Origin of the sequence: Streptomyces sp. NPDC002896 (genome assembly GCF_040295225.1) — a bacterium.
Lineage (GTDB): Bacteria > Actinomycetota > Actinomycetes > Streptomycetales > Streptomycetaceae > Streptomyces.
The window spans coordinates 318,819-330,875 of the sequence record NZ_JBEOVA010000002.1 but is presented as its reverse complement, the minus strand read 5'-3'; the positions used below and the strand labels follow the sequence as shown (position 1 = coordinate 330,875).

At 70.6% G+C, this 12,057-nt stretch carries 13 protein-coding genes; 6 read left to right on the top strand and 7 right to left on the bottom strand.

What is annotated here, in order from left to right; all coding sequences use genetic code 11:
* The first annotated feature begins 55 nt into the window (after positions 1 to 55).
* Positions 56 to 502: a nitroreductase family deazaflavin-dependent oxidoreductase gene (locus tag ABT009_RS03730; RefSeq protein WP_351289143.1), complete on the top strand. Its 447-nt coding sequence runs from the start codon at positions 56 to 58 to the stop codon at positions 500 to 502.
* Here ABT009_RS03730 and ABT009_RS03725 read toward each other — a convergent pair.
* From ABT009_RS03725 to ABT009_RS03705, 5 genes are all read right to left on the bottom strand, one after another.
* On the bottom strand, positions 496 to 1,053 hold the full coding sequence (locus ABT009_RS03725; protein ID WP_351289532.1) for a metallophosphoesterase family protein: 558 nt from the start codon (positions 1,051 to 1,053) through the stop codon (positions 496 to 498). The two genes, ABT009_RS03730 and ABT009_RS03725, sit on opposite strands and share 7 nt — an antisense overlap.
* Before the next feature lie 82 nt (positions 1,054 to 1,135).
* Entirely contained in the window at positions 1,136 to 1,396 is a 261-nt protein-coding gene (locus ABT009_RS03720) for a hypothetical protein (protein ID WP_351289141.1), read from the bottom strand.
* Between the two features lie 141 nt (positions 1,397 to 1,537).
* The gene (locus tag ABT009_RS03715) at positions 1,538 to 4,141 is read right to left on the bottom strand and encodes a SpoIIE family protein phosphatase (protein ID WP_502989808.1); all 2,604 of its coding nucleotides are present in this window, start codon (positions 4,139 to 4,141) and stop codon (positions 1,538 to 1,540) included.
* 187 nt (positions 4,142 to 4,328) lie between these two features.
* A complete protein-coding gene (locus ABT009_RS03710; protein WP_351289137.1) occupies positions 4,329 to 5,348 on the bottom strand; it encodes a zinc-dependent alcohol dehydrogenase family protein in 1,020 nt (339 codons plus the stop codon).
* A gap of 64 nt (positions 5,349 to 5,412) precedes the next feature.
* Positions 5,413 to 6,204, bottom strand: a complete 792-nt coding sequence (locus tag ABT009_RS03705) for a maleylpyruvate isomerase family mycothiol-dependent enzyme (RefSeq protein WP_351289135.1) — start codon at positions 6,202 to 6,204, stop codon at positions 5,413 to 5,415.
* Between the two features lie 179 nt (positions 6,205 to 6,383).
* Between ABT009_RS03705 and htpX the strand changes: the two genes are divergently transcribed.
* The gene (gene htpX, locus ABT009_RS03700; protein ID WP_351289133.1) at positions 6,384 to 7,283 is read left to right on the top strand and encodes a zinc metalloprotease HtpX; all 900 of its coding nucleotides are present in this window, start codon (positions 6,384 to 6,386) and stop codon (positions 7,281 to 7,283) included.
* A gap of 110 nt (positions 7,284 to 7,393) precedes the next feature.
* A complete protein-coding gene (pspAB, locus tag ABT009_RS03695) occupies positions 7,394 to 7,972 on the top strand; it encodes a PspA-associated protein PspAB (RefSeq protein WP_351289131.1) in 579 nt (192 codons plus the stop codon).
* A gap of 135 nt (positions 7,973 to 8,107) precedes the next feature.
* On the opposite strand, the gene ABT009_RS03690 is transcribed toward pspAB, so the two are convergent.
* Entirely contained in the window at positions 8,108 to 8,347 is a 240-nt protein-coding gene (locus ABT009_RS03690) for a hypothetical protein (protein WP_351289129.1), read from the bottom strand.
* A 313-nt stretch (positions 8,348 to 8,660) separates the two neighbouring features.
* Here ABT009_RS03690 and ABT009_RS03685 point away from each other — a divergent pair, with 313 nt between their 5' ends.
* From ABT009_RS03685 to ABT009_RS03675, 3 genes are all read left to right on the top strand, one after another.
* Positions 8,661 to 9,140 carry a hypothetical protein gene (locus ABT009_RS03685; RefSeq protein WP_351289127.1) on the top strand — a complete coding sequence of 160 codons (480 nt, stop codon included), beginning with the start codon at positions 8,661 to 8,663 and terminating at the stop codon, positions 9,138 to 9,140.
* Positions 9,141 to 9,205: 65 nt separating this feature from the next.
* Positions 9,206 to 9,478, top strand: coding sequence for a hypothetical protein (locus ABT009_RS03680; protein ID WP_351289125.1), 273 nt, complete (start codon positions 9,206 to 9,208; stop codon positions 9,476 to 9,478).
* Between the two features lie 451 nt (positions 9,479 to 9,929).
* Positions 9,930 to 11,615 (top strand): RICIN domain-containing protein, encoded by a 1,686-nt coding sequence (locus ABT009_RS03675; RefSeq protein ID WP_351289123.1) that lies wholly within the window; start codon positions 9,930 to 9,932, stop codon positions 11,613 to 11,615.
* Here the strand turns inward: ABT009_RS03675 and ABT009_RS03670 are convergent.
* Positions 11,612 to 11,848: a hypothetical protein gene (locus ABT009_RS03670; RefSeq protein ID WP_351289121.1), complete on the bottom strand. Its 237-nt coding sequence runs from the start codon at positions 11,846 to 11,848 to the stop codon at positions 11,612 to 11,614. The genes ABT009_RS03675 and ABT009_RS03670 overlap by 4 nt on opposite strands.
* Positions 11,849 to 12,057 lie beyond the last annotated feature (209 nt).

The window sequence follows — 12,057 nt, the reverse complement described above, 5'->3', positions numbered from 1 at the left end:
CGCGCGCGAGGATGATGGGACATCAGTGAAGAGAAGCGGAACGACGGAGGAAACTGTGCCTCTTGAGGGCGAGTACGAGCCGAGCCCGACCCGGTGGGCGCGTGATCAGGTCGAGCTCTACGAGAGCTCGGGCGGCACCGAGGGCACGACGATGCGCGGCAAGCCAGTGATCATCCTGACGACCCGTGGCGCCAGGAGCGGCAAGATCCGCAAGTCCCCGCTGATGCGGGTGGAGCACGACGGCATCTACGCCGTGGTCGCCTCACTGGGCGGCGCCCCCAAGCACCCGGTCTGGTACCACAACATCGTGGCCGACCCCAGGGTCGAGCTCCAGGACGGCCCGGTGCGCCAGGACATGACGGCGCGTGAGGTCATGGGCGAGGAGAAGGCCCTGTGGTGGGAGCGCGCGGTCGAGGCATGGCCGGACTACGCCGAGTACCAGAAGAAGACCGACCGGGTGATCCCCGTCTTCGTGCTGGAACCGGCGGCAAAGGATCACTGAACGGGCGGCGCCGGCCGTCGCGCGACGGAAGGGCGGCGAGCCGCTTCCGCGGTCCGCGGCGGCAACCGGTGCAGCCGCACCTCGGTCAGCCGGCCCTCCTCCACGACAGCGGTCATGTACGTGCAGTGGGGCTGGCGGCGCCGGTCCGTGGGCGAACCCGGGTTCAGCAGCCGCAGACCGCCGGACGCCGTGGTGTCCCACGGGATGTGGCTGTGGCCGAACACCAGGACATCCAGGTCGGGGAACCGCTCACTGCAGCGGCGTTCCCGTCCCTCGGCCGCGCCCGTCTCGTGGACGACTCCGAAACGCAGACCGCCGAGCTCCGCCCGCGCCACCTCGGGCAGCCGTGCCCGCAACTCGGGCCCGTCGTTGTTGCCGTACACGCCGATGACCCGCTGCGCGCGGCTCTCCAGCAGGTCCAGGGTGGCCGTGTCCACCCAGTCACCGGCGTGGATCACCACGTCGGCGCCCGGGAGCTCGGCGAGGAGCTCCGGGGGAAGTTCCCTGGCCCGGCGGGGCAGATGCGTGTCGGACATCAGCAGCAGGCGCACGCTCTCCACCGTATCCGCCGCCCTGCCGGCTGCGGTGCCGCAGAGCGCGTTGAGCACGACGGCACCACAGCCGGCCGGGTGGTCACCCGGTGGGACCCGTGGGACAGGTGTAGGTGAAGTCCGGATCAAACGCCTGGATCACCCCGACCACGGCGTTGCACACGTCGGTCGGCAAGTTGACGAGGTCATCGGGCAAGACGATCGAAGGGATGGTGATCGAGAATCCCGGGATATCGATGTCGATGTCCCTGTTGGTGCTGGTGTCGGCGGCTGCGGCGCCTGCGCCGCCGATGATCGCGCCGGCGGCCAGGACGGCCGCGGCGACCGTGGTACGGATCCGCATGTGAATCTCCCAAGGTCAGGGGGAATGTGCGGATCCATACGACAGCAGGAGCTGAGCGGCACAGCCGTGTTGATCCAGGCGTGGGCATGGCGATGACGGTCAGCTGGAGCACAGCGTCCCGACCGCAGCGAGGACGGGACGTCACCCCACGTCGATCTCACACCAGACCTGTTTGCCACCGCTGGCGGGGACGGTGCCCCAGGCCGCCGACATGGCCTCGACGAGGAGGATGCCGCGTCCTCCGGTGGCCTCCCAGCCGATGTTCGCCGGCTTGACCGGGGTACGCGGTGAGGCGTCGGCGACCGCGACGCGCAACCGGTCCTCGATGCGTGTGAGGTCGAGCCGTACCGGGCCGTCGGTGTGCACCAAGGCGTTCGTGACCAGCTCGGACACGACCAGCAGCACGGTGTCGGTCTCACGTGTCACCGCCCATTTCCGCAGGGTGCGCCTGGTGAAGCGGCGGGCGTGGCGGACCGCTTCCGGTACCCGCCACACCGTCCAGGTCTCACGGGCGGGGCGTATGGCCATGCCGTCGTAGCGCATCAGCAGCAGTGCCACGTCGTCGCCCCGGTGCGCGTTGCCGAGGAGTACGTCGGCCATGAGGCCCAGGTCGTCCTGGTCCGCGGCAGCCAGTGCACTGCTCAGCCGGCGCATGCCCTCGTCGAATTCGAGGTCGGCCGACTCGACCAGGCCGTCGGTGGTGAGTGCCAGGAGCGTGCCGGGCCCCAGCCGCAGCGGGGTCATCGGGAACTCGGCCTCGGTGATCACACCGAGCGGCGGCCCGCCCTCGGTCTCGACCGCCTCGGCGGTTCCGTCCGGGTGGCGCAGCACCGGGGGCAGATGACCTGCCCGTACGCACCAGGCGGTGCCCTCCTCCATGTCGACGTCGACGTAGCAGCAGGTGGCGAAGAGGTCGGTCTCCATGCCCATCAGCAGGCGGTTGGCGTGGGAGACGACGACGTCCGGGGGGTGTCCTTCGATGGCGTAGGCGCGCAGGGCCGTGCGCATCTGGCCCATGAGGGTCGCGGCTCCGGCGTTGTGTCCCTGGACGTCCCCGATGACGAGGGCCACGTGGTTGTCGGGCAGCGGGATCACGTCGTACCAGTCCCCGCCCACCTCCAGGCCCGCCGTGGCCGGGAGATAGCGGGCGACGGCTTCGCCTCCCGGCAGGATCGGCAGCCTGCGCGGCAGCAGGGTCCGCTGCAGCATGCCGACCAGTTCGTGCTCGGCGTCGAGGGCGTGGACCCGCATCAGCGCCTGCCCCGCGAGACCGGCGACCGCCGTGAGCAGGGCGCGCTCGTCGGCGCCGAAGTCGTGCGGGGTGTCCCAGCCGATGAGGCAGACTCCCACCATCCGGTCGTCGGCGGGCAACGGGAGAACGGCGAGCCCGCCACGTCCCACCTCGGCGAGCGGCGGCTCCAGCTCGGTCCCGGCCGGCCAGACCGCGGCGCGCCCCTCCCGGAGCGCCGCCGCCAGCGTGGGCATGGCGCGCACCGGGGCGTCCGGCCATTCCGAGCGCCACTCGCTGCGCCACACCTCGGGCCAGGCCTCCGGCTCGGGCGGATCCAGGACGGTGACCACCAGCCGGTCGCCTTCCAGCTCGGCCAGTGCCATCCGGTCGGCCTCCATCGGCGCCCGCAGGGCGGCCACGACCGCCTGGCTGACCTCGCGGACGGTGGCCGCCGTGGCCAGCACCGCGGCCAGCCGCTGCACGCGGGCGACGTCGTTGCCCCGCGTCCTCAGATCGGAGGCGTCGACGACGGTGCCGAGCAGCCGGGACGGACGGCCGTCTCCGGCGGAGAAGAGCTGGCCGCGCAGCCGCAGCCACCGCTGCTCGCCGGAGGGCTGCCGGATACGGAACTCCAGCTCACGGTCGCCGATGGTCATGTGGTCCGCTTCGACCACGGACATCAGGGTGGGGAGGTCCTCCGGAACGGTCAGCGCCAGCAGTGTCTCCACCTTCCCGTCGAACTCCGTCGCCGCCAGACCGAAAAGATCGAGAACCTGCTCGTCGACATCGATGCGCCCGCTGTCCATCGCGAGGCTGAACGAGCTGGCCCGCCCGGCACCGGCCACGCGGACGTCGGACGGGTGCGCCGGAGCCCCGTCGGTCCGCGCGGTGGGCGTCGCAGACGGCAGCTCCGGCAGCGGGGAATCGGGCACATGCGGGGCCGCGGACTGCGACGGGACGTGGGAGGAGACCGGGAACGGCGACACCGACGTGACCGCGGGTGCGGGCACGTGCGGAGACGGGGAGAGACCCGTGACGGCCGTGGCGAACAGCTCCAGGCAGCGCCGCTCATCGGTGCCGAAGCCGGCCGGAGTGTCGGTCACGGCGAGCAGGCACCCGGCCGTGCGCCTGCCATCCCCCAGCGGCAGGACGGCCAACGAGAAGTCATCGGCAGGCACACCTTCGGCGCGCACCGCCACGGCGAGCTCCTCGGGGGTCAGCCACAGCGGCCCACCGGAACGGTGCGCGGCGGCCACCGGTGATCCTCCCGATACGGGATAGACCTCCCGCAGCCCGTACAGGGCCCGTGGCACGCCGACCGACTCGACCAGGCGCAGTGCGCCGGCCGTGCCGTCGGTTGCGTACACGGCCACAAGTGTCGCGCCGGAGAAGACCAGTGCCTGCTCGACGACCGAGCGGAGCCGCTCTCGGGGACCGGCGTCGGCGGAGAGTGCCTTGAGGGCGAGTTCGGCACGCAGGGTCCGCGATCGGCGGTCCGCTGCACCCTCACTCACCACGTCGCACCCTCACTCACCACGTCCGCAATTACAGCGCTTTCAGGGCAGTTGCGCAGCCCTTGTGACCATTTCTCGAACACACTGCGTCCACACCGTGTCGCATGCTGCAGCGGGCAGCGGGACATGTCGCCGAAAGTCCGGAAGGCCGCTCAGTCCGCGACCAGCACTGTGCCGGTCGGGCCGCTCAATCCGCGACCAGCACGCCGACTCCTGTGATGCGTCCATGGGCGAGGTCCGCCAGCGCCCGGTCGGCCACCCGCATGGGGTAGCGCACCAGCCGGACGCTGGGCCGCAGCCGCTTCGCCTCCGCGATGAAGGCTCGCCCGTCCTCGCGCGTGTTGGCGGTGACGCTGCGCAGGGTGCGTTCCTGGTACAGGTGGCGTTCGTAGTCGAGCCCGGGCACCGCGGTCAGATGGATGCCGGCCACCGCAAGCGTCCCGCCCCGGTCGAGTGCTGTGAGCGCGGCGGGCACAAGGCCGCCGGCCGGCGCGAAGAGGATGGCGGCGTCCAGCGGCTCCGGCGGCCCGTCCGCCGCGGCCGATGCGGCTCCCAGCTCGAGCGCGAGCCGCTGGGCTCCGGCGGAGCGGGTTACCACGTGCACGGTGGCTCCGCGGGCGATCGCGAGCTGGGCCGTCAGATGCGCGGAGGCACCGAAGCCGTAGATGCCGAGCCGCCCACCGGCGGGCAGGTCGGCCCTGAGCAATGCGCGGTAGCCGATGATTCCGGCGCAGAGCAGGGGCGCGGCCTCCTCGTCGGTCCATCCCTGCGGCAGCTCGTAGACGTACCGGAAGTCGACGACCGTGTGTCCGGCGTAGCCACCGTGGATGTCCCAGCCGGTGTACCGGGAACGCGGGCACAGGTTCTCCCGTCCCGAGCGGCAGTAGCGGCACTCTCCGCAGGTCCCCGCCAGCCAGGCGGCCCCCACCCGGTCTCCGGCGCGCACCCCTTCCGCGGCCTCCCCCGCGGCGACGACGCGTCCGACGACCTCGTGGCCGGGAGTGCACTGCGGCATCCGAGGGGCCAGGTCGCCTTCCGCCAGGTGCAGATCCGTACGGCACACGCCGCACGCACGGACCTCCAGCAGCAGCTCGTACGGTCCCGGCGCCGGTACGTCCCGCTCGACGCGGCGCAGGGGGCCGTCGTCGATCGGCCCGGGCCGGTCGACGATCCAGGCGGAGGTGGTCAGGACACCCCGCGGTGCCATGCCTCCATCATGTCGCCCACGCTCACGACACGTCGTACGAGTCCGCGGCCGCCGCCGTCGAGCCTCACCCGAAGCCGACCCGCTCCCACCAGAGGTCCAGCAGCTGCGCGTCACCGAAGACCTCGAAGGCCCCGCTGTCCGCGGGCAGTCGGCGGTAGACGAGCAGCAGCAGGTCGGCGAGTCGGCCCCGCACGGCGACGGCGGCCTTCTCGTGTGAGCGACGCCAGACGATGGCGTCACCGGTGAGATCGACCAGCCACTCCGCGGACGACTCCGGCGAGGTGTCGGTGGCATGGAGGTGGAGCGTGCGGCCGGGGCCCAGCAGCTCGCGCATCTCCGGGTGGTACTCGAACATCTCGGGCAGCGAGCCGAGCTCCATCCACTCGTCGAGGGCGTCGAGGGCGACCTCCTCGTCCACCGTGAAGTCGCTGCCGAGCGCCAGGGTGGCGTCGGCGCTGTGGATGAGCGTCTCGTGCGCGAAGCGGCGGGCGTAGAACCGGGCGGTCCGACCCGCGACCGGGGTCCACATCTGCGCATCGGGCCCGGCGGCGCGCAGCGTGTCCGCCAGTTGCGCGGCGCCCTTCGCCAGCCAGGGTCCGAGCACGGCGGGGTCCTCGTCGGTATATCCGTCCAGGTCGCGGAAGTGCTCGTCGGAAGGGGGCTCCGCCGCGCGTGTTCGTACGATCTCCTCGGCCCAGCGTTGTCCGCCGCCGAGATGCCGCAGGAGTTGTCCGACATTCCAGCCGGGGCAGGAGGGCACGGCGACCGTGAGATCCGCGTCGTCGATACGGGATCTCAACAGGTCCGTCTGCCTGACGATTTCGGCACAGTGACGCTCGTAGTTCAGGGCGCGCATGGGGGCCACGATAGACCCGCCCACCGACAGACCGACCACCCAAAGCAACATGCAGGTCACCGTGTGCGAACCGCCGGCGCTCGAGACCGCATCGCCGCGGATGCGCGATGATGGAGTGGACGCCGCGAGGCCGCCGCAACCCGGCGGCTGTTTCACGGGGTGACTGGGGTGATGACGACATGCGCTCCCGATTCGAGCCGGACCGGCAGCTGACCGCCCGCATGGGGCTGACGCTGTTCCTGCTCGGCCTGCTGTACGTGGCCTTCGTGGCCGCGCTGATCGTGCTCCTCAAGTCGTGGGTCCTGGTGGTCGTCATCGCGGCGGCGATGCTCGGCGCCCAGTACTGGTACTCCGACCGCATCGCCATGTACGCGATGCGCGGACGCCTGGTGAGCCGCGAAGAGGAGCCGCAACTGCACGGCATCGTTGACCGGTTGTGTGCGACGGCGGACATGCCCAAACCACGGCTGGCCGTCTCCGGCATGGACCTGCCGAACGCGTTCGCCACCGGCCGCAACGCGGATCATGCGGTGCTCTGTGTGACGACGGGGCTGCAGCGCCGCCTGGAGCCGGAGGAACTGGAGGGCGTGCTCGCCCATGAGCTCTCGCACGTGGCCCACCGCGATGTCGCGGTGATCACCATCGCCTCATTCTTGGGCGTCATCGCCGGGCTGATCGTGCGCTTCGCGTTCTACTCCCAGCTGTTCGGGGGGCGCCGCGACCAGAACACGGCTGTCGTGCTCCTGGGCGTCATAGGAGTCTCCGCTCTCGTCTACGCGCTCAGCTTCGTCCTCATCCGTGCGCTGTCGCGCTACCGCGAGCTGGCCGCGGACCGGGCCGCCGCCCTGCTCACGGGCCGCCCATCCGCTCTTGCGTCGGCGCTGACCCGGCTCGAGAGCGACATCGCCCGGATCCCGACGAAGGACCTGCGTACCGCGCAGGCGTTCAACGCCTTCTACTTCATCCCCGCGCTCGGGGCGGGAGCCTGGGTGGGACGCCTGTTCTCCACGCACCCCACCCTGGAGCAGCGCCTGGACCAGCTGGCGAAGATCTCCGCGCAACTGGGCCGACCGGCCTGATGCCGCGTGTACGCAGCGATCCGGCCTGTACGCACCGACCCGGCCCCTACGCGCTGACCTCGCCCGTACGCACTGATCTCGCCCGGACGCACCGAGGAGTTGACGACGCTGTGGGTTTCCTGGACGTACTGCTGGGCCGCAGCAAACCGGCGCTGCCCGATCTCGACCGGCTCTTCGGGCTGCCGTCGGCGGCGGTCACCCTGCAGGCCGCTGTCGGGTTCACACCCACCGGGCGCGGTTCGGTGTGCTTCGCCACCGCCGAGGGCGCGGCCTTCGAGCAGATCCGGCAGGACGTCCGGGAACTGCTCAACGCGGACACCGGCCGGGGCGGCATCCCCGTGGCGTTCAGCCGCGACGAGTACGGCTACACGTGGCTGCTCTCGCAGCGGGACCCCGACGACCTGCCCGGCCTGGTCGGGGATCTGCACGCGGTCAACAGCACCCTCCAGGACAGCGGTTTCGCCACCGGGCTGCTGTGCTCACTGGTGGGTTTCCGCGACGCGGAGCAACGGACGCTCGCGCTCGTCTATCTGTACAAGCGGGGCACGTTCTACCCCTTCGCGCCGCTGCCGGGCGAGCGCCGCGACCACGCCCTGGAACTGCAGGTCAGGGCGGCGGTCGCGGACGATCTGCGGCTCGAGCAGGATCTGACGCGCTGGTTCCCGGTGTGGGGGGCGCCCGGGCTGTAAGGGCAAGGACGCGCTGCAAAGGGACGCGCTGAAAGGGTGAGGACGCGGCCGGCGGCTCGCACGGTCCCCTGGGACCGGGGCCCGCCGACCGGCCGCTCCTCGCCGTGACGGCGGCGTCACCGGTGCCCGACGGGCTCAGTCGGCGGCGTATACCGCTGTGTGGTGGATCTTCGGATGCGGGTTGTGCTGCGGCTCTTCTTCCCCGTCTTGCCCCTCTTCCGCGTATGCCTCGTCTCCCGCGGCCTCATCCACGGCGTACCGGCTGTGGGTGTATATCGGCGGCTCGAGCCAGTAGGCGTCGGTGAGTTCGGCGTAGGTCGCGTGGTGGTGCGTGTGTCCTGGCAGGCACCCAGGGGTGGCGGATGTACTGTCCATGGCCTCATCCAACGCGCTGTGGGGGCCGGTGAGGCGACGCCTTCGTGCCGCTCCACCGGAAGCAGTGAATGCACTGAATGTTACCCCGATCGTGTTACGCGCCCCTTTCGCGCCCCGCGCCCGGGAGTGTTGCGCGGCGGACCGCGCGCTCCCCCTCACAGGTAACTCACAGGGAAACGCCATGTTGCGCCACCCCTTCCGGGCCGGAGAAGGATGGATCACCCCGGGATCCACGTCGGTGGGGACGACCACCGACGTGAGCCTTCGAGGGGTGCGTCCGTCATGTTCAGGGGCACAGTCAGACGGGAGAACGATGAAGCGAACAGCCTCGAAGAGAGCGGTGGAGTGGCTTGCAGCCGCCGCGCCCGATCCGAGGAAGTGCAAACGCGACTGGGAACACGGGGAGTCCGGCACCACACTCCTTGCGGCCGGGCGGCTCTGGGACGTGCTGATCGTCCCGGAAGACCTCGGCCTGTTCACCCTCGACGTCCTGCTTCGCCTGCCCCTTTTCGACCCGGGTCCGGTCCTGGCCGACTTCGACTCGCACCGGATCGGTTTCTTCCTTCCGCCGGACACCTCAAGCCTCTGGACCGGCGCAGGCGTTCGCTACGCCCGCAAGGGGACATGGATCGTCGCTCCGGCCCCCATGCGGACCACCGGGGCCATCCGCTGGCTGGAGCCGCCCGACGGCAGCGGACTGCTCAACTCCCCGGACATCCTCGAACTCGCACTCCGCAGGGCCGCCGTGCAGCTGGCCACCACGCTCGAGGGATCCGGCACGGGCGCCCACTGACCGCCACTCGGGTGACGATGGGGTGAGGTGAGCCTCGACGCCGTTGCCCGGCAGGCAGGAAGCCGTTGGCCAAAGGTATGGACGGCTTCGACAGAAACGACGACATCCAGGCCTCCGGCATCCGTCCGCCACGCGCGCGTACGGAGCCCGCACCGCCGGCACACGCGGCGGACGAATGCATCTGGTGCGTCCAGCTCCGCGAGGCGACATACACGCGCGACGATTACCGCGAAGCACCCCATCGCGGCGGATCCGCAGCCTTCTGGATGCACGCGGGGATGGCCGGCATGGCGACCGTCGCGATCACCGCGGCCGTCGTGTGGATGATGCTCTACTGAGAGCCGTACGGCCGGGCGGCCGAGCCTTCGGCAGCGGGCCGCAGCCCCAACTCCCCCGGCTTCGAAAGCCGGTACGAATAACTGCGGCAGCGGGCGCCCTCAACTCCCTGGCATAAACCATGGTTGCCCGAATCCCTTGTTGCGCCAGAGGACCCTGTGCAAGGGTGAGGACTTGTTCGCGCAGGAAAAGGACCGAGTTGAACAACCCCGCAAGCCGGGGCCGCTTTCCCCGTTCCGCATTGCCTAAAGGCTTGCACCAAGCGGGGCTTCTTTTCCTCGGTCAGAGCTTCTGCGTGCCACATAGTGCTGCCCCGGAAGGAATGTCCCTGTGCGCACCCCCCACCCCCCTCACCCGCCATATCCACCCACCCCCGGTCCGGCACCCGCGGATACCGAGGCGCGCCTTGCGGCCGTACTGCGGGAGCCCGCCGAAACCGACGACACACATGCCGTGGCCGTCCTGCTGGTACGGCACTGGGAACCGGTCCGCGACTACGCCGCCATCTGCACCGCCTCCTCGGAGAACGCGGCGGCGGTACTGGCCACCGCGGCATTCGACAAGGTGTTGCAGACCCTTCGACAGTCGGAGCCCACCGCCGCCCTTCGCCCCCAACTCCTTGTGGCCGTACGGGACATCGCCAAGGCATGGTCCACCGATCAGCACGTCTCCGCACTTCTGCCAGAGCCCAGAAAACCGGTCAACGGCCGTGAGATGAGGACGTCGAAAGTCACGGCTCCGGAGAACCGTATCCTCGCCTGGCGATCCTTTCAGGCAATACCGGCGGACGCACAGTGCCTCTTGTGGCACACCGAGGTCGAAGCCGAACCGATATCGTCACCCGCGGCACTCCTCGGCATGGATACCGACACCGCACTGGCCGAACTCGAGCAGGCCCGCGAACAATTCCGATCAGCCTGCCTCCGCACCCATGCAGAACTCGCCACGAACCCGGAATGCCGCCACTACAGCCGACTGCTCGACGTCCCCATTCGCCGCGGCGGCGCGCTGCTGCCCGACGTACAACGGCATGTGGCCGAATGCCGGCACTGCCGGTACGCGGCCGAGCAACTCGGCCACTTCGACGGAAGGCTGGGCGTCCTGCTGGCCGAGTCGGTGCTCGCCTGGGGCGCCAGGCGATATCTCGACACGCGGCCCACCCGCCGCCGTCCCGGAGCGGGACCCGCGCGGCCCGAACCCTCCCCCGTGCCCCCACGCCGACATTCGGGACCCGGACGCCATCGTCACCTGCCGCGCGTCACCGCCGCAGGCATGCGCTCCGTTCTGGCCCGGGACAACTCGAGGGCGGTGATCACAGGGATAGGTGTCGGGTCGGCAGTTCTGCTGGCCGGACTGCTCGCCGCGAGCCTCTGGCCGGACAGCGGCAATGACGCCGGACCGGCCTTCCCCGGCGGAGCCACCGCCACTACGGCCGCCCCCGGCTCCCAGGCACCCACCGCTTCATCCACACTCCCGCCGTCCTCCACCGGGATCTCCACGTCCCCTCTGCGCACCAGGCTGCGCAATGCCGCCGCCGGGCTGTGCCTCGACATCCAGGGCCGGGCACCGAAGGTGGGCACGGCGACGAAGCTGGCGACGTGCTCGTCCGCAACCGCACAGCAGTGGTCTTACGAGAGTGACGGGCTGCTGCGCAGCGTGGCCGAGCCCGATCTCTGCCTGGACTCCCATGCGGTCGACGGGGTGGTCGCGCTGGGTGACTGCGCGGGACCGAAGACACCGGACGCCGCGGATGTGCGCTACGACCTCACCCTGCAGGGCCGGCTGATCCCCCGCTGGCGCGCGGAGCTGGCCGTGGCCCCGGCGTCGCCGACCGGGGGCTCCGAGGTCGTGGTCAAGCTCCGGGACGAATCCGAGGGGCAGGTGTGGCTGATCGACGCCGCGACGGCCTCGCCGGCGTCGCGAACGGTTGCCGGGGCCGCCTCGCCACCAGTCCGGAGCGCCGCCGCCCGGCCGTCGGCAGGCCGCGGCAGCTTCGCCCCTCCGCTGTGTCGTCCGCCCACGGCCGGGAACGGTTGTGCACTCCCGGGGCCGCTGTTCCCGGCCGAGGCGGGCACGCAGGGCACGTACGGCACCTGGCAGGCAGAGGCAGCCGGTGGTCACCGACCAGAGGAGATCTAGTGCACCTTCCAGGTGTACTTGCCACCGCCCACCCAGCGCACCACGTCCGGATCGTCGAGGTCATGGACCGTGATGCCGGCGACCGCAGCTTGGAACAGCACGTCCGTGATGGTCCTGGCCTGACCGACCACCTCTCCGTCGATCTCAACGATGCGGAAGGGGGGATCACCGGGCTGCACTGCCAGCACGACAATCCGAGGGTTCGAAATGTAGGGGCTCGCACTTTCGGTCATGCATAGACCGGTTCCACGCAGATGGCACCAGTATGCCCGGCAGTGGACACCGCCGCTGCCGGGCAGCACCTCGGCTGCCTCCGACCCTGGGTGGGCGGCGTGGTGGGCTGTCCCGACCCCCGAGCGGCGTCACCGTGACGCCACGATGACAACACTCGGGCGGGTGGGCATCGCGTACACCGTCCCCTCGCGTGCCGTAGGTGAGTACC